At 57.9% G+C, this 23628-nt stretch carries 25 protein-coding genes and 1 pseudogene; 17 read left to right on the forward strand and 9 right to left on the reverse strand.

Annotated features, from left to right (window positions below; translation table 11 throughout):
* Window positions 1–86: 86 nt before the first annotated feature.
* The gene (locus ACEVJK_RS09430; RefSeq protein ID WP_147572714.1) at window positions 87–1301 is read right to left on the reverse strand and encodes a dicarboxylate/amino acid:cation symporter; all 1215 of its coding nucleotides are present in this window, start codon (window positions 1299–1301) and stop codon (window positions 87–89) included.
* A gap of 247 nt (window positions 1302–1548) precedes the next feature.
* Between ACEVJK_RS09430 and ACEVJK_RS09435 the strand changes: the two genes are divergently transcribed.
* Complete coding sequence (locus ACEVJK_RS09435) at window positions 1549–2523, forward strand: LysR family transcriptional regulator (RefSeq protein ID WP_186852302.1); 975 nt, start codon at window positions 1549–1551, stop codon at window positions 2521–2523.
* Between the two features lie 225 nt (window positions 2524–2748).
* Here ACEVJK_RS09435 and ACEVJK_RS09440 read toward each other — a convergent pair whose 3' ends face one another.
* The 7 genes and pseudogenes from ACEVJK_RS09440 to ACEVJK_RS09470 all read right to left on the reverse strand — a co-directional run bounded on the left by ACEVJK_RS09440 (window position 2749) and on the right by ACEVJK_RS09470 (window position 7522).
* Window positions 2749–3741 (reverse strand): biotin--[acetyl-CoA-carboxylase] ligase, encoded by a 993-nt coding sequence (locus ACEVJK_RS09440; RefSeq protein ID WP_147572718.1) that lies wholly within the window; start codon window positions 3739–3741, stop codon window positions 2749–2751.
* A gap of 132 nt (window positions 3742–3873) precedes the next feature.
* Entirely contained in the window at window positions 3874–4425 is a 552-nt protein-coding gene (gene hpf, locus ACEVJK_RS09445; protein ID WP_147572720.1) for a ribosome hibernation-promoting factor, HPF/YfiA family, read from the reverse strand.
* A gap of 157 nt (window positions 4426–4582) precedes the next feature.
* Window positions 4583–5743, reverse strand: a complete 1161-nt coding sequence (locus ACEVJK_RS09450; RefSeq protein WP_186852304.1) for an amidohydrolase — start codon at window positions 5741–5743, stop codon at window positions 4583–4585.
* Window positions 5744–5937: 194 nt separating this feature from the next.
* Window positions 5938–6381 (reverse strand): S1 RNA-binding domain-containing protein, encoded by a 444-nt coding sequence (locus ACEVJK_RS09455; protein ID WP_186852305.1) that lies wholly within the window; start codon window positions 6379–6381, stop codon window positions 5938–5940.
* Window positions 6382–6466: 85 nt separating this feature from the next.
* Window positions 6467–6742: a septum formation initiator family protein gene (locus tag ACEVJK_RS09460; protein ID WP_147572725.1), complete on the reverse strand. Its 276-nt coding sequence runs from the start codon at window positions 6740–6742 to the stop codon at window positions 6467–6469.
* Between the two features lie 235 nt (window positions 6743–6977).
* A pseudogene (gene yabQ / locus ACEVJK_RS09465) lies at window positions 6978–7235 on the reverse strand (spore cortex biosynthesis protein YabQ); the annotation flags it as partial.
* Window positions 7232–7522 carry a YabP/YqfC family sporulation protein gene (locus tag ACEVJK_RS09470; protein ID WP_147572728.1) on the reverse strand — a complete coding sequence of 97 codons (291 nt, stop codon included), beginning with the start codon at window positions 7520–7522 and terminating at the stop codon, window positions 7232–7234. The gene ACEVJK_RS09470 and the pseudogene yabQ, both read right to left, overlap by 4 nt.
* A 165-nt stretch (window positions 7523–7687) precedes the next feature.
* On the opposite strand from ACEVJK_RS09470, the gene ACEVJK_RS09475 reads away from it, so the two are divergent.
* The 15 genes from ACEVJK_RS09475 to gdhA all read left to right on the forward strand — a co-directional run bounded on the left by ACEVJK_RS09475 (window position 7688) and on the right by gdhA (window position 21977).
* Entirely contained in the window at window positions 7688–8461 is a 774-nt protein-coding gene (locus ACEVJK_RS09475; RefSeq protein ID WP_374740432.1) for a Cof-type HAD-IIB family hydrolase, read from the forward strand.
* A 99-nt stretch (window positions 8462–8560) separates the two neighbouring features.
* Complete coding sequence (locus ACEVJK_RS09480) at window positions 8561–10156, forward strand: MBL fold metallo-hydrolase RNA specificity domain-containing protein (protein WP_147572730.1); 1596 nt, start codon at window positions 8561–8563, stop codon at window positions 10154–10156.
* 108 nt (window positions 10157–10264) lie between these two features.
* Window positions 10265–11149 (forward strand): DUF975 family protein, encoded by an 885-nt coding sequence (locus ACEVJK_RS09485; protein ID WP_374740433.1) that lies wholly within the window; start codon window positions 10265–10267, stop codon window positions 11147–11149.
* 159 nt (window positions 11150–11308) lie between these two features.
* Window positions 11309–11926 (forward strand): transcriptional repressor LexA, encoded by a 618-nt coding sequence (lexA, locus tag ACEVJK_RS09490; protein WP_374740434.1) that lies wholly within the window; start codon window positions 11309–11311, stop codon window positions 11924–11926.
* Window positions 11927–12036: 110 nt separating this feature from the next.
* Window positions 12037–12837 carry an RNA-binding protein gene (locus ACEVJK_RS09495; protein WP_147572735.1) on the forward strand — a complete coding sequence of 267 codons (801 nt, stop codon included), beginning with the start codon at window positions 12037–12039 and terminating at the stop codon, window positions 12835–12837.
* A 24-nt stretch (window positions 12838–12861) separates the two neighbouring features.
* Window positions 12862–13083, forward strand: coding sequence for a DUF4177 domain-containing protein (locus tag ACEVJK_RS09500; RefSeq protein WP_147572737.1), 222 nt, complete (start codon window positions 12862–12864; stop codon window positions 13081–13083).
* A gap of 13 nt (window positions 13084–13096) precedes the next feature.
* Window positions 13097–13300 (forward strand): DUF896 domain-containing protein, encoded by a 204-nt coding sequence (locus ACEVJK_RS09505; protein WP_147572738.1) that lies wholly within the window; start codon window positions 13097–13099, stop codon window positions 13298–13300.
* A 114-nt stretch (window positions 13301–13414) separates the two neighbouring features.
* On the forward strand, window positions 13415–14278 hold the full coding sequence (locus ACEVJK_RS09510; protein WP_186852312.1) for a DegV family protein: 864 nt from the start codon (window positions 13415–13417) through the stop codon (window positions 14276–14278).
* 145 nt (window positions 14279–14423) lie between these two features.
* Entirely contained in the window at window positions 14424–15581 is a 1158-nt protein-coding gene (gene ytvI, locus ACEVJK_RS09515; RefSeq protein WP_186852313.1) for a sporulation integral membrane protein YtvI, read from the forward strand.
* Window positions 15582–15719: 138 nt separating this feature from the next.
* On the forward strand, window positions 15720–17093 hold the full coding sequence (locus tag ACEVJK_RS09520; RefSeq protein WP_374740435.1) for a S1C family serine protease: 1374 nt from the start codon (window positions 15720–15722) through the stop codon (window positions 17091–17093).
* A 244-nt stretch (window positions 17094–17337) separates the two neighbouring features.
* Window positions 17338–18519, forward strand: coding sequence for a DEAD/DEAH box helicase (locus tag ACEVJK_RS09525; protein WP_147572744.1), 1182 nt, complete (start codon window positions 17338–17340; stop codon window positions 18517–18519).
* A complete protein-coding gene (locus ACEVJK_RS09530; protein WP_374740436.1) occupies window positions 18516–19094 on the forward strand; it encodes a hypothetical protein in 579 nt (192 codons plus the stop codon). The genes ACEVJK_RS09525 and ACEVJK_RS09530 overlap by 4 nt, the downstream gene beginning before the upstream one ends.
* Before the next feature lie 126 nt (window positions 19095–19220).
* Window positions 19221–19430: a PspC domain-containing protein gene (locus tag ACEVJK_RS09535; RefSeq protein ID WP_147572747.1), complete on the forward strand. Its 210-nt coding sequence runs from the start codon at window positions 19221–19223 to the stop codon at window positions 19428–19430.
* 58 nt (window positions 19431–19488) lie between these two features.
* Window positions 19489–20364: a GNAT family N-acetyltransferase gene (locus ACEVJK_RS09540; RefSeq protein ID WP_374740437.1), complete on the forward strand. Its 876-nt coding sequence runs from the start codon at window positions 19489–19491 to the stop codon at window positions 20362–20364.
* 260 nt (window positions 20365–20624) lie between these two features.
* Entirely contained in the window at window positions 20625–21977 is a 1353-nt protein-coding gene (gdhA, locus tag ACEVJK_RS09545) for an NADP-specific glutamate dehydrogenase (protein ID WP_147572750.1), read from the forward strand.
* Between the two features lie 259 nt (window positions 21978–22236).
* Here the strand turns inward: gdhA and ACEVJK_RS09550 are convergent, their stop codons facing one another.
* Window positions 22237–22560 (reverse strand): helix-turn-helix domain-containing protein, encoded by a 324-nt coding sequence (locus tag ACEVJK_RS09550; RefSeq protein WP_374740438.1) that lies wholly within the window; start codon window positions 22558–22560, stop codon window positions 22237–22239.
* A 138-nt stretch (window positions 22561–22698) separates the two neighbouring features.
* Here ACEVJK_RS09550 and ACEVJK_RS09555 point away from each other — a divergent pair, with 138 nt between their 5' ends.
* Window positions 22699–23520, forward strand: a complete 822-nt coding sequence (locus ACEVJK_RS09555; RefSeq protein ID WP_374740439.1) for a hypothetical protein — start codon at window positions 22699–22701, stop codon at window positions 23518–23520.
* Window positions 23521–23628 lie beyond the last annotated feature (108 nt).

Below are 23628 nucleotides of genomic sequence, written 5' to 3' on the forward strand. Positions count from 1 at the left end.
CCCATTGGGGCGGTCAGTAGGCAACAAGGACCCCGGCTCTGGACAGCCGGAGCCCCTGTTCACTCATCTGGGTTGTTTACGGGAGCTCAGTCGGCGTCAAAAACCTTCTTGTCCAGCTCGCCCAGGGAGTTGGACACCACCACAGTGCCTACCAGGTCATCAATATTGTTGGCAGTGGTGTGGAAGGGATCAATCACAGGCCAGATGGCGGCCAGGATGGGGATCAGAGTCAAGGGCATCCCCAGGGTCTGGAGCAGCACAGTAGACATGACCACGCCAGCCCCCTTGACGCCGGCGGCGCCGATGGAGATAATCAGACCCAGGAATACAAACTGGATCAGGCTTCCCAAGGTAATCTCATAGCCGTACAGATTGGAAGCAAAGACGCTGATGACGCCCACAGCCACAGCCATTCCGTTCATATTACAGGTGTTGCCCAGAGGAAGGGTAAAACCGTAAATCTTCTCCGGTACGCCCAGCTTGCTGTCGGCAATCTTCATGGAAACGGGCAGGGTAGCGGCGCTGGAGGAGGTAGAGGCGGCTACGATGATGGCCGGCGCGATCTTCTTGAACAGGCGCATAGGATTGACCCGGCCCAGGACAGCGGCGATAATGGGCTCCATCAGGAACATGACCAGCAGGCAGCACACCCAGTCAGTAGTGATGAAAACGATGACCTGCTTCATCATGTTGGCGCTGATCGTAGTGACCATGTCGGCAATCAGGGCCATGATGCCGATGGGAGAGAAGGCCATGACATACTCGGTCATCTTCAGCATAGCCTCGGCCCCCTGGTCGACGAGATCCACCAGGCGCTTCACCCGGTCGCCCAGTACCAGTAAGACGCAGCCCATAAAGATGGCGAAGAAGATGATCTGAAGGGTATTGCCCTCGGATAGGGAAGTAAAGATATTTTCCGGGATCCACGACACCATGTTGTCGATGAAGTTGTACTCAACAGCCTCACCAGCCTCGGAGGTCAGCAGGTCGGTAACTCCCTTGCCGGGCTGGGTGATCACGCCTCCAATCACGCCCACAGCGGACGCCAGGGTAGAGGTAATCATGTAATAGATCACGATACGGACGCCCACCTTGCGGAGCATTCCCACATCGCCCATCTTACACACGCCATTGATCAGGGTAAGCAGAACCAGGGGCGCTATGAGCATCTTCAGCAGACGCAGGAAGATATCGCCGAGGAAGCTGATGTAGGGTACGATATCTGGCACTGCCACACCAATAATAGCGCCTATGGCAATGCCTATCAGGATCTGGACCCAAAGGGGTATTTTTTTTAGCATTTCTCTCTTCTCCTTTTTCATATGATGGGTACTCGCCCCTGACCAGCCGCCGCTCAATTTTCCGCTCTTTTGCCGGCCTGGGGTCCGGCTCTCTCTGACACCACCGTCCAGAGGCGGAGACGGAAAGAGCAGTTCCACTATGCACATAATAGATGAGAGTTTCGTTCTATTTCAAATATTTTTTGTATTATTGCTCTATAATTTTAAAGTTATATATGCTATAATATTTAGTGTGGAGGTGACCCCAATGGAAAAAAACATGGAGTATATCTACCAGATCTATTTGGACGGCAGCTTCAGCCAAGCCGCCAAGAATCTATATATTTCCCAGCCAGCTCTCAGCGCGATCGTAGCTCGGACCGAGCGCAGCCTGCACGCCACTCTGTTTGACCGCTCTCAGAAGCCCATCCGCCCCACTCAGGCTGGGGAATACTATATCAGCTGCATCAAGCGATTTCAGGCCATCGAGCAGGAGATGTCAGAGTATTTCGATAATTTAAGCCAGGGAGAGCACGGCTCCCTGGCGATTGGGAGCGGCACGTTTTACTGCACCTATGTACTGCCTGAACTAATCCAGCAGTTCCAATCCCTGCACCCTGCCGTCCAGGTCAATCCTGTGGAAACCAGCAGTAACCGGGGCCTGCAGATGTTGACCCGGGGCCAGTTGGACTTTAGTTTAGATGTAAATGAAATTCACGACTGTGCTTTGGAGAGCACAGTCGTGGCCCAGGAGCATATGGTCCTGGCTGTCCCGGCCCAGCTGCCCTGCAACGAAAAGCTTCGGCGCTACCGGCTCACCTTTGACGAGGTGCGCCGGCGGCTCCATTTAGATGATCATGTCCCCCCTGTGGATATGGCCGCCTTTCGGGACGAACCTTTTATCTCTCTCAAACCGGGCAATCACAGCCACGACCTGCTGCAAAAGCTGTGTGAGTCAGCCGGTTTTACTCCCAAAGTAATCCACTACATGGACCAGTTGCTCACAGCCTACTATCTGTCTAATGAGGGGTCTGGCATCACCGTTATTCGGGATTCTTCCCTCTACCGGGTCGCTCCCTCTTCTAACCACTTTTTTTACCGCCTCCCGCCGGAGCTGTCTACCAGAAACATCTATCTCACTTACCGCAAACAGGAAGGCAGCCGGGCTCTGATTCAGCTGTTTGTGGACTACATGATTACTCAGTCAGACCGCTTTTTCCCCTCAGAACGCGACAGCGGATGAATTTTCTTTTCCTTATAAATTTCATATTATAGGAATATAACATAATTAGTATTATTTTTGTGGGAATTATCCAGCTACTCCTTCTTCATTTTTGCAATTTCTTAACGATAAGGATTCACTTTTAACTTGACTCCGCTTTTCTTTGTATTGAATTCTCCGATTGGGCGGACACCGTCAAAATAAAGGGCGGGGGACTGTCAAAGTCCTCCGCCCTTTATTGCTTAATCACACATATCCATACATTCCCCGGACGGACACCTCCCCGGAGGAAAATGCCTCCTCTGTTCCGTCCGGAAACTGGACCAGAAGGTCAAAGCCGTCGTCCACCGCAACGGCGAATCCCTCTCGCCGGGAGATGGGCGTGATGACCTGGACCTGCCTGCCAATGGTGATGCAGTCGGCCCTGTACTTCTCCAAATATTCGCCCTGGTTTTGCGGAAAACCGGCATAGGCTCGGTCCAGGGCCCGGATAATCTGAACCGCCAGCTCCGACCGGCGTACCGGCCGCCCCAGAGCCAGGGCCAAAGAAGTGGCCATATCCCGGATCTCCGGGTCAAAGTCCCCGGCGCTCTGGTTCACATTGACCCCGATTCCGGTAACCAGATAGTCCAAATCGTTGCTCTCACTAACCAGCCCCAGCTCCGTGAGGATCCCCACCAGCTTTTTCCCGTTGAGGATGATGTCGTTGGTCCACTTGATCTGGGGACGGAGCCCGCAGGCAGCCTGGATGCCATCGCACACTGCCACCGCCACCCAGGCGGTAAAATTAGCCACCTGGGCGGGCTCCAGCCGGGGCCGCAGCAAGGCGGAGAGATACAGCCCCTTCCCCCGGGGCGACTGGAAAGAGCGGCCCCTGCGGCCCCGGCCTCCGGTCTGTTCCTCCGCCGTCACTACCAGTCCCTCGACCGCGCCGGCCATAGCCTGACGCTTGCACTCTGTGTTGGTGGAGTCGATGACATCCAGGCACAGCAGGCTGCCGCCCACCAGAGAGCCGGACAGGGGACCGGACAACTCCCCCGCCCGCAGGCGGTCAGGGCCCGCCTCCAGCCGATAGCCCCGGTTTGGGGCGGAGGAGATAGTGTACCCCTCCTGCCGCAAGCCCTCAATGGCCTTCCATACGCCCGCTCGGCTGATGCCCAGCTCCCGGCTCATCGCCTCCCCGGACAAATAGTCTCCCTGCCGCTCCCGCAGCAGGGATAGGACCTTTTCACGGCTCATGCCCCGCCCTCCAAACAAAGTTTTCTTTCATTATACGGCCCAGGACACCAGTCGTCAACCGGCCTCTCCTCTTGGAAACAGAATCAGCCATAAAAAACCGGGGAGCGGAATCCCGCTCCCCGGACAACTATCTTACTGCTCGTCTTCAATAATACCATAGTCCCCATCATACCGGCGGTAGACCACGGCGAAGGCCCCACCGGCCTCCTCGTCCTTAAAGGCGAAGAAGCTGTGCCCCAGCAGATTCATCTGCAAAATAGCCTCGTCCCGGCTCATAGGCTTGATAGGGAAGGTCTTGCTCCGGACGATGCGGTACTCGCCCTCCTCCGGCTCCTCTGGGGCGAAGGAGGAGACCTCCGCCGCATCCACCGCCCGCTCGAAGGCCCCTTGGCGCAGCCGCTTCTCCAGCCGGGTCTTGTTCTTCCGAATCTGACGCTCCAGGGTGGTTACCGCGGCGTCGATGGACGCCTGCATATCAGAGGTACTCTCAGATACCCGGAAAATAGTGCCGCTGGAGCGGATGGTGATCTCCACCCTGTTCAGCCGCTCCTTCTCCACACTGAACGTGATCGAGGCGGTGGCATCCTCCTTAAAAAAACGGTCCAGCTTTCCCACCTTTTTCTCCGCGTACTTGTGGATGAAGTTGGGCAGGGTCACCTTTTTGTCCGTGAACACAAATTTCATAACTTTCGCTCCTTTCGCCCTATCAGGCAAGGTATAGCGACGGGAGGGACTCACCTCTCCAGCGGAGAGGGAGTTCCCTCCCACCGTTAATCTATTATACCACAAGCACGAAAAATATCCATAGGTTTTTGTTAATTTTTTCTAAATTTTCCTGGACCTATCCCTTTATCCGCTGTCCGCCGATCAGCACCGTCTGGACCCGGCTGAACAGATTGATGGGGTGGCCGGAGGTGATGACGATATCCGCGTCCTTCCCCGGCGTCAGGGAGCCCACCCGGTTATCGATCCCGGCAATCTGAGCGGGGTTGATGGTGATGGCGGCCAGGGCGGCCTCCGGGTTCATGCCACCTTTCACCGCCATGGCGGCACACAGGGCCAGGTGCTGGACCGGCACCTCTGGGTGGTCGGTACAGATGGCCGTCTTGACTCCGTGGAGCGCGAGGACCGCCGGGGATTCGATGGTCATATTGGCCAGCTCCGGCTTGGACCGGTCCCCCAGGCAGGGCCCGGTAATGACAGGCACCCCCTCCTGGACCAGCAGTTCGGGGATCAGATGGGCTTCCGTGCCGTGGACGATGACGCACTTCAGTCCGAACTCCTTGGAGATGCGGATGGCGGTGGCAATGTCGTCCGCCCGGTGGGCGTGAATGTGGACGGGCAGCTCCCCTCGGACCACGGGCAGCAGGGCCTCCAGCTTGGCGTCATAGTCGGGCTTGTCCTCCTCCTCGTCCTCCGCGGCTCGTTCCAGCTTCTCTCCATACTCCAGGGCCTTGGCCAGGTTTTCCCGGATGATGGCGGCGGTAGCCATACGGGTGACCGGGGTTTCATGCCGCTCGTTGTAAACGCATTTTGGATTTTCTCCCAGAGCCAGCTTCATGGCCGCCGGTGCCTGGACCACCATGGCGTCCACCCACTTTCCGGTGGTCTTAATGGCGGCGAACTGACCGGAGATGGGGTTGGCGGAGCCCGGCCCGGTGAGTACGGTGGTGACACCAGCCTGACGGGCCTCCTCAAAACACCGGTCCAGCGGATTGACCGCGTCTATGGCCCGGAGGTGGGGGGTACAGGGGTCGGTAGCCTCGTTCCCGTCGTCGGCCTCAAAGCCCAGGGCATCACCGAACATCCCCAGATGACAATGGGCGTCAATAAAGCCGGGCAGGATATGGCCCTGGCGTGCGTCCAGGGTCTCTCCCTCCCAGTGGTCGGGGCACTCCTCCATAGGCCCCACCTTGGCAATCTTGTCCCCAGACACGGCCACATATCCGTTGGGGATGGTTAGGCCATCCATGGTGTGGACGGTCCCATTGATAATAAGCATATTTTCCTCCACTGACAGGAAGCGACAAAGGCTCCCATTGACTCTTTTGAGATATTTTGTTACAGTTAAAACGGCTCGACCAATATGCTTCCCCACGGTATCTTTCTTCCCGTGGGACTGAACGCCCCATACGGGGCGTTTTCTTTTGTGAAAATCAGGGCCGCCGCATATGCGGCGGCCCTGTCATATCCCGCTTACCGGCGGCCGCCTCCCCGGCGGTTCCCGCCCTTTTTTTCAATATAGCGCAACTCGGACAGCTTGCTGTCTGACGACTGCATGAACTGCTTGAGCCGGTCCTCAAAATCGCTGGGTTCCTTGGGGGCGGGCCGGGCAAAGCCCATGGGCCGTCCGCCGCCCTGACTGGGGCGGCCGCCTCCGTTGGGACGGGGGCCACGCTGGGGGGGCGGAGCCACCTGCTTGATGGACAGGTTGATCCGGTTGGCTTGGTCGATGCCGATGACCTTCACTTTGACCTCCTGCCCCTCCTGTAGGTGGTCGGACACCTCGTTGACATAGGAATAGGCGATCTCTGAAATATGGACCAAGCCGGATCTTCCCTCCGGCAGGGACACGAAGGCCCCAAACTTTGTAATTCCCGTTACCTTACCGTCCAAGATGGACCCAACACCAAACTCCATAACTGACCGAAATATCCTCCTTGTAAATTTCCCCGCGCCGCCACACACAGATTACGGCGCTGGAGAGCCCGTTTGACTGGATCGCTCAGTTGGCCACATCGATATAGACGATCTCATCCTGCTTCACATGGCCCTTTTCCCGGGCCACCTGCTCCAGCATCTCAGGATCGTCGCTGTTTTCGATGGCGGCCTCCAGCTCCTGGTTTTCCAGCCGCTGGTCGCTGACCTGCCGGGCCAGCGTATCCCGCTGGACTTGGGCTGTCTGTATCTGGCCCCTCAGGTCCAGAAGAGAGGTGGCCATATAGATCAGCAGGGCCAGCACCACGATTTTGGTCAAAAACCCAGCTCGCTTCAGCTTCATAGACATCCTCTCCTCTCTCCCTGGCGGCTCGTCGGCGGACCGCGCGCTCCATCTCCTCGGTTTTCTGTCCTATTCTATACCATTTCACGCCGGAAAGAAAGGTATTTTTCGCAAGTTTTCCGAATTTTTTTAAAACAGCCTTCCCTAGGGCCAGCGGGAAGGTCAAAATTCCCAAAAGGAAGGTGACGATATCCGCCATAAAGTAGCCCAGCTTCAAAAACCAGGGGCTGATCACCCAGAAGTATACCCCTCCCCCCGCCATGCAGAACAAGGCGCCGTAGAAACGGATCTGTCCCCCCCAGGCCCCCTGGGACCAGAGAAACAGAGTCCCCGTGGCCACCAGCCAGAACACCAGATCCAGCAGGGGACCCACCACGGGCAGCTTCACCCGGACTCTCAGAATACGGAACAGGTCGTACAGCAGCCCAAACAGCGCCCCCAGCGCCAGAGCCTGGCACAGAGCCTGACCCTGCTGAACGGTATCGATGGTCATCTGCCGAATAGGCGGCCCAGCAGACCGCCCTGCTCCCGCCCGCCGCTCTCGTAGATCAGGGCGTTCACCGTCCCCTCGACCTTCAGATCTCCTCCGTCCAAGGACAGCTTTTCGATGTGGAGCCCCTCCCCCTGGATCTCCAGCCCCCCCTGGGCAGTTGTCAGGAAGATGGCGCTCTCGTCAAAGCTTTCCACCTCCTCCACCCCCGATATCATTAGCTGCTCCCGGTCCTCTAGGATCACATGGTGGCCTGTGTCCGGCCGAAGCTTCTCATTTTCATAGGCCATGTTTTCACCCCCTTTTGCTCCATCCTATGGGACAAGTGGGGGCTTTTATGCCTATTTTTCGCCGCTGCTCTCCCTTCCAGAAAAGATCGTCTGGAAATCTGCCCGTTCTTAGTGTACAATAGGTTTTGTTCATGCGAATCCTATTGGAAAAGGTTTGATTGTATCATGGTAAAAGCCATTTTTTTTGATATCGACGGCACTCTGGTTAGCTTCCAGACCCACACAATTTCTCCCGCTGTCTTGGAGGGCCTCCACCGCCTGCGGGAGAGGGGAATCCGGTTATTCCTGTCCACAGGCCGCCACAAAGTCATGAGTCAGTCGGTCCGGGATCTCTTTCCCTTCGATGGCTGCATCACCCTCAGCGGCCAATACTGCTTTGCTCAGGACCGGGTGCTTCGAAGCGTCCCCTTCGCTCCGGAGCGGGTGAAAGCTCTGGTGGAGCTGATGGAGCATTCCACTATCCCCTGTATCTTTTTGGAGGAGGAGGACTGCTACCTTGTAAACCCGGGGCCGCGGGCTCAGGTGTTCCCCAAGCAGCTAGCTGTCCCCCTCCCCCCCTCCGCTCCCGCCCGGCGGGCGGAAGGGCGACAGGTGTTTCAGGCCACCGCCTTCCTCACCCGGGAGGAGCAGCAGGCTTTAGGAGACCCCTTCCCAGGACTGGAGGTCATGCGCTGGCACCCAGATTTCGTGGATATTATTTCCCCAGGCGGCGGCAAGGACCAGGGTATGGACGCCATTTTGGACTTCTTCGGCATCTCCCTGGAGGACACCATGGCCTTCGGCGATGGGGAAAACGACATTCCTATGCTCCGCCACGCCCATGTGGGAGTAGCCATGGGCAACGCCGACGCTCTCGTACGCTCTCACGCCGACTTTGTGACCGGGACAGTGGATGAGGACGGTATTTTGTCCGCTCTGGAACATTTCGGTCTGCTGTAGCCCCCGTCTTTTACACATAATTTACAATTTCCTGTGGATTTTCTTCCCTGGTCCGTGTACAATAAAGACAAGAATCGGCACCGAAGGAGGAACTGTTACATGAAGCTTACGTTTTTTGGCGCGGCCCACGCGGTCACCGGCAGCTGCCACTGTCTGGAAGTCAACGGCAGGAAGATCCTGATCGACTGCGGTCTCCAGCAGGGCCGGGACGAGCACGATGACAACGCCCTGGATTTTTCCCCCAGCTACATCGACTATGTTTTGGTCACCCACGCCCATATCGACCACTCCGGCCGCATTCCGCTGCTGGTCAAGGAGGGCTTTTCCGGGCCCATCTATACCACCCGGCTCACCGCCCAGCTGCTGTCCATCATGCTCCGAGACTCCGCTCATATTCAGGAGAGCGATGCCCAGTGGCAGAACCAGAAGGGAAAGCGGGCCGGCCGGGAGGAGGTAGAGCCCCTCTACACCCTGACAGACGCGGAGGAGGCCCTCCAGCTCCTCAATACCCAGGAGTACGGACAAATCTTCGAGCTGTGCGAGGGTGTAGAGGTCCGCTTCTGCGACGCCGGCCATCTGCTGGGCTCCTCCTGTGTGGAGATCTGGGCCACTGAGAACGGTGTCACCAAAAAGCTGGTCTTCTCCGGAGATCTGGGCAACGTAGACCAGCCTGTCATCCGGGACCCCTCCTTTGTGACAGAGGCGGATTATGTCATCATGGAGTCCACCTACGGCGACCGGAACCACCAGCCCCCAGAGAGCTATACCGAGGCCCTGGCCGCCCTCATTGACGACGTGTTTTCCAAAGGTGGCAACATTGTTATCCCCTCCTTTGCCGTAGGCCGTACCCAGGAGCTGCTCTACTTCCTCCGAGAGATCAAAAATGAGGGGATGGTCAAATCGGTCCCCAACTTTACCGTCTGCGTGGACTCTCCCCTGGCCGCTGAGGCCACCAAGATCTACGCTGGCGATCTTCACGGCTACCTGGACGAGGAGGCAATTGCCGTCCTGCAGGGTGGCGACAACCTGTTCACCTTCCCCGGCCTGACCCTGACCCAGTCTACCGAGGAATCCAAGGCTCTCAATATGGACAAGAGCTCTAAAATCATCATCTCCGCCTCCGGTATGTGCGATGCCGGCCGCATCCGCCACCACCTGAAGCACAACCTATGGCGCCCCGAATGCGCTGTGGTCTTTGTGGGCTATCAGGGGGAGGGCACTCTGGGCCGCCGTCTGCTGGAGGGGGCCAAAAGTGTAAAGCTTTTTGGTGAGGAGATCGCCGTCCGGGCCCGGATCCTGAATTTCCCCGGCCTGTCCTCTCACGCCGACCGGGATCACCTGCTGGACTGGATCGGCCATTTCTCCCCCAAGCCGGACCAAGTGTTCGTGGTACACGGGGATAGTGAGATCACAGACCTCTTTGCAAATGATTTGAATGAGCGGGGCATCCCCGCCCACGCGCCTCTCTATGAGGAGGTCTATGATCTGCTGGGAAATCGTATGCTGGCAAAGGGCGTTGTTCTGGAGAGCAAGCGGACCACAGGCGGCGCCTCCGCTCCCTCCGCCGCCTTCCTGCGGCTACAAGATGTGTCCAAGGACTTGGCCGACCTTATCAGCCGCAGCCGGGGCCGTTCCAACAAGGATCTGTCCAAGCTGGCCGATCAGCTTCGGCAAATCATGGACAAGTGGGAATAGAGAGGCGTTTGAGCCGCCGCGAGCAGCGCGGATGGACCGGAGCGAAGGTTCGCTCCTGCTGGCAGCGGCGCCCTTCCCCAACTATGACAGTAAGAACGGAGAGTTTTTATGGAGATCGACCGCAGAGAACTGAAAAGGCAGGCTAGGGAGGCCATTCGGGGCTCCCGTCCTTCCTTCTGGGTGGTCACCTTGGTATATCTGCTGATGACCACTGGTGTTTCCACACTGGCCGGCCTGCTTGTTCCGGCCCCGGACACAGGAAACATCAGTCTGCCGGCTTTGTTCCTTTCCATCCTCCTCTCCCTGTACTCCACGGTAGTTGGCTTTGGCTTTACGCTATGGTCCATGTGGACCTCCCGGAAGCTGTCTCCCGGACTGGGCGCCCTAGCCGATGGCTTCTCCGTGGCCCTGCTGGTTATCATGACCTCCATTCTGATCTTTCTCCACACGCTGGCCTGGTCCCTGCTGTGCATCCCCGTCGTCTGGCTGGTCCTAATTCCGGTTCTTCTCTCCCCAGGCCTCTCCTTCCTTGTGATCCCCGTTCTAATTGCCGGCATCATGATTTTCTCTTATTGGGTCTCTCTGCGCTACGCCCTGGCCTACTATTTGCTGGCCGACCACCCTGACTACGGGGCCTTCGCCGCGGTCCGCCGCAGTGTGGAGCTGACGCGGGGCTGGAAGTGGGAGATGTTCAAGCTGGCCTTTTCCTTCATCGGCTGGGAACTGCTTGACCTGCTTCTCTACTCACTGGCACTACTTCTGGTTCTGGTCCAGGGCGGTTTCTTCCAGTCTCTTTCCCTGGAGCACTACGGGGATGCCTACATGGTCTATCAGATTATCCTCTCCTATCCCCGCTCCGCCCTTCTTCTCCTGCTAGCCTCCATCCCGGTAAAGCTGTGGCTCTATCCCTATCGCTCCGTGACCATGGCCGGCTTCTACGACGCCCGGCTGCGCCTCCAGCGGGAGGGTTTTGTGGAGATGCCCCCTCTCTGAACATCCAAAGCTACCCGCCAGGACCTCTAGGTCCTGGCGTTTTTTTAGAGGCTTCCTTATTTTTGGAACATTCGTTTGACATTCGTACAAATGTATGATAAAATACATCTAAATTTTAGTGTGTAATTTTCTGTCCGTCTGCCGAAAGGAGCCCTTGCCATGGCCAAACTGACCGCCAAGCAGCAGCAGATCTATGACTATATCCTCTCCTTTACCAATCAGCACGGCTATCCCCCTTCGGTCCGGGAGATTGGCGCGGCGGTGGGACTGAAATCCCCCTCCACCGTCCACTTCCACATGAAGGGGCTGGAGGAGGCCGGTGTCATCGTCAAGGCAGAGGGCAAGACCCGCGCCATCTCCCTGCCGGGGGCATCCATGGGCCCGGTGGCAGAGGAGGAGGACCCCCACGCCAACCAAATACCCATCCTTGGCAATGTAGCCGCCGGCACCCCTATCCTGGCCCAAGAGTGTATTGAGGACTACCTCACCTTCGACACTGCCGGTCTGTCCGGGGAGCACTTCGCCCTCACGGTCCGGGGCGAGTCCATGCTGAACGCCGGGATTCTGCCCGGTGACCTGGTGGTGGTCCACCGCCAGCAGGAGGCCCGGAATGGTGAGATCGTAGTGGCCCTTTTTGAGGATGAGGCCACCGTCAAAACCCTTCATAGAAAAGACGGCTGCACCTGGCTTCTTCCCCAAAACCCTGATTACCCGCCTATCGACGGCACCAAAGCCGAGATAGTTGGCAAGGTGGTGGCGGTAGTCCGTCGGTACTAATTTTGTCCCCCTGCGGCCGGTCATGCTCCCCATGGCCGGCTTTTTTCGTTGACAATCCCAGGTCCTGTCCAGTATACTGAACAGGCAAACAGAGGGAGGCGAGAAGGGTCGTGACCAAGAAGGAGCTTCTGGACCGCTGCGCCCGTGACGGGGCGGAGCGGGTGCTGCTGGCCCGTGTGCTGGACAAGCTGGAACTGGCTCAGGACCGGGGCATCCCAGCCCATACCCCCTTTCTCTCGCCGGGTGAACAGGCCTCTGTCACCGATTTACTCAACGCCTGGGGGCAGCCCCGCCATATCTTTTGGGGTGGCTTTCCCGGCGCAGAGCGGGCCCTGTGCGCCTTCCTCCCCGACTGGCAGGATGAGAACGACCTCCTGTTGGACCCAGAGGGACCGCTGGCCGCATTGGAGGCCGCCTTCCCTCCCGGTTCCGAGTTAAGCCACCGGGATATTCTGGGCTCCCTTATGGGCCTGGGGTTGACGAGGGAAAAGCTGGGGGACATCTTGCTCCCTGGCGACAGGACCTGTCAGGTGATCCTGCTCCGGGAGGTACTGCCCATTCTCCTCTCCCAGTGGGAGTCCGCCGGGCGTTGGCGGTTAAAGCTCCGGGAAATTCCTCTGGCTTCCCTTTCCCCTGGAGAGGCGAAGGTAAGGCTCATCCGGGACACAGTCGCCACCCCTCGCCTGGACGCGGTGCTTGCCGCCGGTTTTTCCCTGTCCCGCTCCAAAGCCATGGCCTATATCTCCGCCGGCAAGGCGGCCGTCAACCACCGGGAGTGTCTCAAAGGGGACAAGCTGGTGGATGTGGGAGACATTCTCACCTGCCGCGGACTGGGCAAGTGCGTGGTCCGGGAGATCCCCGGCCAGTCCAAAAAGGGACGGACCATGCTGGTATTGGAGAGATATATTTAAGCCGCCGGATAGGAGGGCACAGCTATGGCACACTATGAATATGAATTTGAGGTTCTGGCCCTCTCCGCCGGAGGGTACAGCCTGTTCGGCGGCGTCGGCATCCGGACTGAGGGCCACCAGGAAGTCATTCGAAGCCGGGCCGCCGCCGGCTGGCGTTATGTGGGCTATCTGCCCAGCGTTCAGCGGGCCTCTGGACATATTGAGACCATCGAGCTGGTATTTGAACGCGAGATAGAACAGGAATAAGGGAGGGAAAGGCATGGAGCAGAAGAAGATCGACCGCATCAATGAGCTGGCCCGGAAGGCCAAGTCTCCCGCCGGCCTCACCCCAGAGGAGGAGGCTGAACGGGCCCTGCTGCGACAGGAGTATATCGCCGCCTGTAAGTCCAATCTGATGGCCCATCTGGACAATACCCTCATTCAACATCCTGACGGCACCCGGACCCGGCTGCGGAAGAAGTGATCCGCTCTAGCCGGAGCAGGGGTTCATTGACAATCTCCCCGGCATCTGGGATAATACTCTCGATCCTTTTATGTCCCGCCAGGCGCTTATCCTATCTTTTTAAGGAGGCCCCCCATGGCTCATATTAAATTTTCTACCGACTCTGCTTCCGATATTCCCGCCGCTCTGCGGGAGGAGTGGAACATCCAGGTCCTCCCTTTTCCCATCGCGATGGGCGACAGGGAGTATATGGACGGCTTTGACTTCACTCCCGACGAGTTCTTTCAGATGCTGCTGGACAGCCCTCAGATCCCGACCCACGCCCAGTTGAACCCCTATCTCTTCACTGAATGCTTTGAGAAGGCGTGGAAAGAGGGCTATACCGATCTGATCCACACCTCTATCAACTCCAAGGGTTCAGCCACCTATGGCAACGCCATACAGGCCCGGGACGAGTTCTATGAGGACCACCCCGATGCCCAGGACACCTTCCATATCCATATCATCGACTCCAAAAACTACACCATGGGCTACGGCTGGGCGGTGGTGCAGGGGGCCAAGATGGCTGCTGCCGGCGCCCAGGCGGGAGAAATCGTGGATTTTATCCAGGATTGGGTGGATCATGTCCGGGTGATCTTCGCCCCTCTTGACCTGCGGTTTGCCAAAAAATCCGGCCGGATCTCCGCCGCGGCAGCCTTCATGGGCGAAGCCCTGGGGTTAAAGCCCATTATGACCTTCGCCAACGGCGAGTCCAAGATACTGTCCAAGGCGCGGGGGGAGAAAAACGCGATTTCCGCTGTTGTGGAGCTGTGCAAACAGGAGCGGAGCGCTAACAGCCCCTATCTGGTCGTCCATGGCAATAACCTGGAGCAGGCTGGCAAACTGCTAGAAGCCTGCCGCCAGGAGCTAGGCTGTGAGCCTGCCCTGGAGTATCTCATCGGTGGTGTGGTGTCCATCAACGCCGGCCCCAATGTAATTGGTCTGGTATATCGCACATAAAACTCTTTTGGGGTCCGGCTGTGGCGAGCAGTCGGACCTTTTTCTTTCTCTGGGACAGGCAGGCATCCCGAAATTTACATTTTATTCATGCTTTTTCTGGTAAGGTAGAGTAGGATACTGAAAAACAGGGAGGGATATGATACCAATGAAGCCTGGGCAACTGACCTGGCCCCAGCGGGGCGCCCTGTGGCTGCGGCTGGCCATCCGGCTGGTGCTGTCTCTGGCCGCCGTCCTTCTGGTGTCCTTTTTTGGACGGCCCCTACTGACACTTTTTGCCCCCTTTGTCTGCGCCCTCATCGCTGCCGCCCTGCTCAACCCCCTGGTCAAGTGGTTCCAGCGCAAGCTGGGATGGTCCCGAAGCGTGCTGACCTTGCTCCTTCTGCTCCTCCTCTTCGGTCTGGTAGGGAGTGCCCTGGGATGGCTGGGCTACGCGGTTGTCCGTCAGGTCATCAGTCTGGCGGAGAACTGGGACGGGGTAGTGGCCGCCGGCATCAGTGTACTGGACCAGCTGGACCAGATGTTTCAACAGGTGGTGGCCCAGTTCCCGATCCAGATCGCCGGCCCGGATCAGGGCTTTCTCGACTGGCTGGTGGACACCTTATCCTCGGCGGCCCCTGACCTGGGGAACCTGGCCACCTATGCTGGAGAGAAGGCAGTCTCCTTCTCCTCCTTTCTGTTGGCTCTGGTCTTTTTTGTCATGGCAACCTTTATGCTGACGGCGGACTACCCCTATCTCCGCTCACGGGCCGCTCAACATCTGGACGAGGGGACGCTCCACTTTCTGGGGCAGGTCCGGGCCACCGCCCTGGGGGCCTTCGGAGGCTATTTGAAGGCGGAGCTGCTGCTCTCCATCGGGGTATTCTTCATCCTGCTCATCGGCTTCTTTGTCATCCGTCAGCCGTACGGCCTTCTGCTGGCTCTGGGACTGGCCATTATGGACTTTATCCCCATCATCGGCGCCGGCACGGTCATGGTCCCCTGGGCCGTCATCGCGCTGTTTACCCACAACTACCTCGACGCCATCGAGATCATGGTCATCTGGGGCATTATTGCCATGTTCCGCCGGGTAATGGAGCCCAAATTCGTAGGGGACCAGACTGGTCTATCCCCTATCGCCTCTCTGGTCAGTATCTATGTAGGGATGCAGGTAGCCGGAGTTCTGGGTATGATTCTAGGGCCTATCCTGCTGCTGGTTCTGCTGAATCTGGCCGGAATGGGGATGTTCCGCGGGCTCCGGCTGGACATCGCCGCCGCTGTGCGGGACATCGCCGCCCTTCTCTCCCAGCGGCCAGAGCAGATGTGACCTGGTTTCAAACTTTGTTTTGGGAAAGTTCAAAAAATTTATCCTTTTTCTTCATGCTTTTTTCATATTTCGGCGGTATGATATCCACAGTTCAAAGAGGGGCGGCCCCAAGGCCCTTCTTGAAAGGAGTGCATTTACATGGAGTATCCCGACTTCAGCTTTTATAACAGTGAAAACGACGGCTACCGGGGTGGCTTCGGCGACTATACCGACCCCATTCCCACCTCTGGTGGTCCTGCTCATCCCAGCGAGCCCCCAAAGAAAAAGGGGCGCGGCAAGCGTATTGCCGCTCTTTTGCTGGCCTGCGCTGTTGTGGGCGGCGGAGCGGGCGTTGGCGGCGCGGCCGTGTACCAAAGTCTGACCGCCCCCGATACCGTAATCTATGAGGGGGAGCGCCCCCAGGTGGATACGATGGTCAACACCAACAGCGGCCAGCCCATGACGCCCGAACAGCTATATGCCGCCAACCTGCCCTCCTGCGTCGGCATCACGGTAAACACCACGGTGAACATCTTTGGTCAGACCACCACCTCCGCCGCCAGCGGTTCCGGCTTTGTACTGACCCAGGACGGCTACATTGTCACCAACTACCACGTCATTGAGGAGGCGGTCAATGATTCCTCTGTCACCATTGAGGTCTCCTTCTCCAACGGAGACAAATATACCGCCAAACTGGTGGGCGGTGAGAAGGACAACGACGTGGCCGTACTGAAGATCGAAGCTGCCGGCTTACAGCCTGTGACTTTGGGCGACAGCGACCAGTTGGTGGTAGGCGAAAGCGTGTACGCCATAGGTAACCCCCTGGGTGAGCTGACCTATACCCTCACTGATGGAATCGTATCCGCCCTAGACCGGCTGATCACCACCTCCAGCAAAAATGCTAACGGTCAGACCGAAACCACTACCCTCAATGTACTTCAGACCAACTGCGCCATCAACCCCGGCAACTCTGGCGGCCCTCTGTTCGACAGCTATGGCAACGTGGTAGGTATCGTGTCTGCCAAGTATACAGAGTCCACCTCCGGTGTGTCCGCCGAGGGGCTGGGCTTCGCGCTCCCTATCAACGACGTGAAGGAAATTATCTCTGACCTCATCGAGCACGGCTATGTTACCGGCAAGCCCTATCTGGGCGTCCAAGTTAACGTGGTTGACGAGAGCGTTCAGCGTTATGGCATCCCCGCCGGCGCGGTAGTGGAGTATGTGGCCGAGGGCTCCTGCGCCCAGAAGGCCGGCCTGCAGGTCAATGACATCATTACCGCCATCGACGACACCGCAGTGGACTCCCCCTCCGCTCTGACAGCGGCCCTGTCCTCCGACTACAAGGCCGGGGACACCGCCACCCTCACCGTGGTGCGCCAGCAGCAGGAGGTTAAGCTGACCGTCACCTTCGACGAGAAAAATGCCGAGACCGAGGCTGCTAACCAGAACCAGCAGAACACACAGCAGGGCCAGCAGCAGAACCCGAATGGCGGCTATTACTACCAGTGGCCCTTTGGAAGCTTCGGCTGGTGATCCTTCTCTCATTCTCGATTCCTTCTTGAAAGAACCGGCTCTGTCCTTGGGATGGGGCCGGTTCTCTCTTTTTGGAAAAAGATGGACAAACCGCAGAGAAAACGTTATAATTTATTATGGAATAATATTGGGGGCGATGTATTTCGTCCTTTTTGATTCGGGGCCGCGCCGGGAAGGGCGTTTTTTCTGTGTCTGTTTGGAAGGCCTTGGATCACATCCACGAACACAGAAAGGAACAACAAACATGGAGATCAACGGAACATCTGTCAACGAATCGGTCCGGTATGCCCAGCTGGACCTCTCTCCCGCACTGATGCGGGCCATCGAGAAGAAGGGGTATGTTCAGGCCACCCCTGTCCAGGCCGGCGCCATCCCCTATTTCATGGAGTGGAAGGACGTCATCGCCAAAGCTCCCACGGGCACTGGAAAGACCTTCGCCTTTGGCATCCCCATGGTGGAGCACATTGATCCGGAGAGCAGCGCGGTCCAGGCCCTGGTGCTGGCCCCCACCCGTGAGCTGGCCATCCAGATCCAGGACGAGCTAAGGGACCTGTGCGCCTTTAAAGAGGGCGTGCGGGTAGTCTGCCTCTATGGCGGGCAGCCCATTGAAAAGCAGATCACCCAGCTGAAAAAGTCCCCCCAGATCGTGGTGGCCACTCCCGGCCGCCTGATGGACCACATGAAGCGGCACACAGTCCGGCTGGACCAGGTTCAAACTGTTGTGCTGGACGAGGCCGACCGGATGCTGGACATGGGCTTTGTCCGGGATGTGACCCACATTCTGGACAAAATGCCTCAGCGCCGGAACCTGGGGATGTTCTCCGCCACCATTTCCCGGGAAGTAATGGACATCTCCTGGGTCTATCAGCGGGACCCGGTGGAAATCACCGTCCACGCTGATCAGGACAACAAGCCCGATATCGCCCAGTACCGCCTGGATGTAGACCGGGGGGAGAAGGCGGACACTATGGCCCGGCTGCTGGACATGGGCGACTATGAGCGTGTCATCGCCTTCTGCAACACCAAAAACATGACAGACCGCCTGGCCGGTCTGCTGTCCATGCGGCGCATCTCCTGCGAGGCCATCCACGGCGATATCCAGCAGCGCCAGCGGGAAAAGACGCTCCAGAAATTCCGAGACGGCCAGCTCCGGGTACTGGTAGCCACCGATGTGGCTGCCCGTGGGCTGGATATCGACGATGTGGACGCCGTCTTTAACTATGATGTCCCGGACGAGAACGAATACTATATCCACCGCATCGGCCGCACCGGCCGGGCCAAGCGCCACGGGGTCGCCTTCTCCCTGGTATCTACTATTACCGAGGGGCTTCGGCTGGACGATATCCAGAAGGTCACCGGCAGCGATATCCGCAAGGTATATTTTAATGAGCGGGGCGACCTGGTGGCCGCCGTGGAGCGCCCATGAGAGGCGGTCCACGGCGGAGCGGCCTCCTGTTGAATCTGTTCGCCTGCTTTCTAATCCCGGCCTATACCTTGCTCTTTGCGGGCAGTCGGGCCTGGTTCTCCACCAATTTTTCCGTCATCGCGGTGACCGGGCCGGACCACTACCGGGGCTTTCTCTACTGGGGCGTGCTGGCGGGAGGCTATTTCTTCCTGATGCTGATGAAGCTGGCCTCCATTCTGCGCAGCCGTGTGGCTCAAACCGCCGCCATTCTGCTCACCCTGGCCGCCTGCCTGTCCCTTTGCTATGCTCTAGCCATCCCCTATCTCCCGGAGCAGTTTCCCCGATACGCCGACTTGCATGTGATCCTGGCCGCTCTGGCCTGTGTCCTCTTGATGCTGGCCCTGCTGGTCGCCCTGCTCGCCCTATACCGGCGTCAGCCGGACCGGTATGTTCCCCTGCTCCGGGCCTGGTTTATTATCGTAGGCATTTGCGGGGTCCTGTTTCTCATCCCCCAGATGGTCTCCTCGGCGCTGGAGGTGTTTTTCACCATCTCCGCCGCCCTGCTCGTCCGCAAGGCCTGGCTGTACCGCCGATAGTGATTGGCATTTCCATCCGCTTTTTATCTTCTTTTAATCTTTTTCCCATGGATTTTTCACCGGCTTTGGCGTATGCTGGTATCAGAAAGAGGAAGTCATCTCATATCACATTGGAGGGAATACTTGATGGGATCTAAACGATTGTATCGGACCGAGGGCAGTTATAAAATGCTGTGCGGCGTGTGCGGTGGTCTGGCGGAATACTTTGACCTCGACCCCACTCTGGTCCGGGTGGGCTGGGTCATCGCCTTTTTTGCCTTCTCAGTGGGTCTCTGGGCCTATCTGATCTGTGCCATCATCATGCCAAAAAAGAGCGACGTGTACCCTGGGTACTGATTCATACCCCAAGGCCTCCCTCCGGAGGCCTTTTTATCTTTACAATGGAGGAACCGACATGGACACACGACTTTCCTTTCCCGCAGACATCCCCGCCCTGAGGGCGCTCTGGTCCCTGGCGTTTGGCGACGACGGGGCCTATGTGGACAATTTTTTTCACACCTATTACCGCCCGGACCGGGTGCTGGTACTGGAGAAGGAGGGGCAGGTCCGCTCTATGACCGCCTGGTTCGACACCGTCTTTGTGGTGCCGGGCCGGGGAAAATTCCGGGCAGCCTACCTCTACGCCGTGGCCACCCATCCGGACTGCCGGGGAAAGGGGCTGGCCGCCCGGCTGTTGAAGGGGGCGGACGAGTATTTCCGCACCTTGTCTATCCCCGCGGTCACCACCGTCCCGGCCGAACCCAGCCTCCACAGCTTTTTTGGGGCCAACGGCTTTCGGGAGTGCTTTGTTCACCAGAGCCAGGTCAGCCAACTAAATGCGGAGCGCCCCGGCTCCCCTGTCCCGCCGTCCCTCTCCCTGGAGGCGCTGTCCCCAGCCGGCTACGGCGCTCTGCGGGAGGAGCTGCTGGAGGATATTCCCCATATTTTTTATCCCGAGGACGCTCTCACCTATCAGGCCGGCTGCTGTGCCCTGGGCGGCGGCGGGCTCTACCGGGCTGATACCCCCTATGGTCCCGCCCTGCTGTGTGTGGAGTGGGCCAGCCAGGAGAAGGCCGTGGTAAAAGAGCTGCTGGCCGGCCCCCAGGCCGCCGGCTTTGTCCAGGAGAAGGGGCGCCTGCTCTCCCTGCTGGGGGCCTCCATTTTGGAGGTCCGCTCCCCAGTCCGGGAGGGCTCTCCGGTCCCCTTCGGGATGCTGAAATGGCTGGATTCGGAAGGGGCGGAAGGCTGGGACTGGTCGTCCACGGGCTACCTGGGACTAGCCTTTGACTGAAAACTTGCATATTCACCAAAAACGGCCGTTTCTTTTTGTTGAAACGGCCGTTTTTTGGTGCTGCTTTCTTCTGCCACAGTCATTTAGCTGTGGTAACCTCCACAAAAATCTTGCTTTACTCTTCCATTTTTTATGATATGCTATACATATAAAGGACCTTGATTCAGGATTTTCCTAGCGAAAATCTCTGTATCTCGGCAAAATGCAAGTAATCTGTCAATTCATCCCGTACAACATATTATAACAGGAGGAATGTCACAATGAACAAGTACATTGAGCGCGTGCTGGCCGATACCAAGGCCAAAAATGCCAACGAGCCCGAATTCCTGCAGACCGTGGAGGAGGTTCTGTCTTCTCTGGAGCCCGTCATCAACGCCCATCCCGAGTATGAGAAGGCCGCTCTGTTGGAGCGTATGGTGGAGCCTGAGCGCGCCATCGAGTTCCGTGTCACCTGGGAGGATGACAACCACGTTTGGCACGTCAACCGCGGCTACCGTGTGCAGTACAACGCGGCCCTCGGCCCCTATAAGGGCGGCATCCGCTTTGACCCCTCTGTAAACCTGTCCATCATTAAATTCCTGGGCTTTGAGCAGGTCTTCAAGGACGCCATGACCGGCCTGCCCATCGGCGGCGCCAAGGGCGGCTCCGACTTTGATCCCCGGGGCAAGAGCGACGCCGAGGTTATGCGCTTCTGCCAGGCCTTCATCACCGAGCTGTACCGCCACATCGGCCAGGACATCGACTGCCCCGCCGGCGACCTGGGCTGCGGCGGCCGTGAGATCGGCTATATGTACGGTCAGTACCGCCGCATCGTGGGCGCCGCCGAGTTCGGCGCTCTGTCCGGTAAGGCTGTCTGCACCGGCGGTTCCATCATGCGTCCCGAGGCCACTGGTTTCGGCGCTGTCTATTATCTGTGCGAGGCTCTGAAGCACGACGGCGAGTCCATCGAGGGCAAGCGCATCGCCATGTCCGGCTACGGCAACGTGGGCTGGGGCATCATGAAGAAGGCCGCTGAACTGGGCGCCAAGGTTACCTATTTCGCCGGTCCTGACGGCTACATCCACGATCCTGATGGCGTGGACACCGAGGAAAAGCTGAACTACATCCTGGAGATGCGCGCCAAGGATCCTATGCACTGCGCTCCCTATGCCGAGCGGTTCGGCTGCGAGTTCGTTCCCAACGCCAAGTGCTGGGGCGTCAAGGACGTGGACATCTATATGCCCGCCGCTACCCAGAACGATGTCAACCTCGACTGGGCCAAGAAGATCGCTGAGTCCGGCGTGAAATACTACATCGAGGTGGCTAATATGCCCACCACCAACGAGGCTCTGGAGTTCCTGAAGAGCCAGAAGCACATGGTGGTCGCTCCTTCCAAGGCCGTCAACGCCGGCGGCGTGTCCGTGTCTGAGCTGGAGATGGCCCAGAACGCCGAGCGCCTCTACTGGACCGCTGAGGAAGTGGACACCAAGCTGAAGGGCATCATGAAGAACATCTACCACTCCTCCGTGGAAGTTGCCGAGCGTTATGGCCTGGGCTATGACCTGGTAGCCGGCGCAAACATCGTGGGCTTCCAGAAGGTCGCTGACGCCATGATGGCACAGGGCATCTTCTAAGCCTTATCTCAAACTGATACGCCTGCCCCTCCATTTGAGAGGGGCAGGCGTTTTTATTAAAAATACGATGTGGGGGATGCGCTGGGCATAGAGAGACAGCGGCGGGTTCCTTTGCCCATGGCGGAAAAGGAACCAAACCGCCACTAGGGGCCGCTTCTGTTGAAATATGACGGTCACGCAATACGCGCCCCTATAAGAAAGGACGGTATTTCGCCTAAACAGCAAAACACCCGCAGGCTATTCGGCCTGCGGGTGCTCTTTATTCAAATGCGGAAAGAAAATCCTCAACTATTTTTGATAGAGCTTCCCGCTGTTTTGGCGACAGCTTCTTGATTTCATCATAGTCTGTCAACGTACTTAGCCTAGCGGATTCTCCACACAATAAATAATCCGTAGAAATGGAAAGACATTCACATATTTTGATAATATTCTCTGGCCGCATGGCCTTATGTCCATTCTCCGCCGCAGAAATCATCTTAATGGAGAGGCCAGTTAAATTCGCTACTTGCTCTTGTGTATAGTCTTTTGCCTTTCGTGCGGACAAAAGTCTTTTTCCAATTTCTTTTAGGGTTTCATTTTCCATTTCGGCCATCCCCCCTATGGGGTAATTTTATCCCCTTAAGGAGAAAATTTTAATCCCTTATAGTAGATATTATCCCCCTATGGTAGTATAATATAAAATATTTTATGCCCTAGTAGATACAAGGAGGGAAACATCGCCATGTCAGAAAGTCATACCAAACTTGAGGAGCTTCCTTTCAGCTTTCAGGGGGTGGAGGAGAAATATGGCTCCCTCATCGACGCCGAGGAACTGTGCCCTGGGGTATACTACGCCTCCGCCAGATTGTTGGAGCGTTATACCTTTCTTGTGGCCCAGTACATGGTCGTGACGGCCAGCTCCCCAGCTATCTCGCCGGAGGCCAGGGCCTACGGCGCCCCCCTGCCCGACGGCGCCCTGATCTTCGAGGCCAACGACTATTACGACAAGGGCCAGCACGTGGTCCGGTATGAGGCCCACAAATATCTCGCTGACCACGGCCTTCCTCTACCGGAAGCGGAATCTCTGCTGGGGGACCGGGTCTTTGGGATGGAGGTCTGCCCTGAATATTTCGGCCAGCTCCCGGTCCCCACGGACACACCCTGGGGACCGCCTCTCCGCCACGACCGCTTGGGGAACGGGCTCTACTGGCTGGAGACTGAGTACGCCGGCTGGGTGCTGGCCCTGGCCTACCCCATCCGTGAAGATCTGATGTTCCACACCAGGGTCTTTGCCGCCCTCATGCCAACCGACCGGGAACGGGGGCTGGACAATACCTTCGGCTACTGCTTCTATCCCTTTGAGGTGAGCTGCATCCCCCTCTTTGAGCTGCTGGAGTACGGGGAGCGGGACTGGGCGGACAAAATCGACATCGCCGCCCTGAAAAACGCCATCCTGAAATTCTACCCCGACTATCTCAAGCCCGACCTGTATGAGCGCCAGAATCCGCCGAGCATAGCGGCCACTCCCGGCGCCGGGACGGACTTTTACCGCTTCCCGGCCTGAACCCAGCACGAAAAAGGCGGCCTCCCATGGGAGGCCGCCTTGAACCCAATTTCCTCTATATCCCAACTGCCCGGGGCGCCCCAACGGGGCGCTCCGGGCAGTTTTCCG

It is taken from the genome of Flintibacter sp. P01028, from assembly GCF_041925235.1.
In the GTDB taxonomy this organism is placed as follows: domain Bacteria; phylum Bacillota; class Clostridia; order Oscillospirales; family Oscillospiraceae; genus Lawsonibacter; species Lawsonibacter aceti.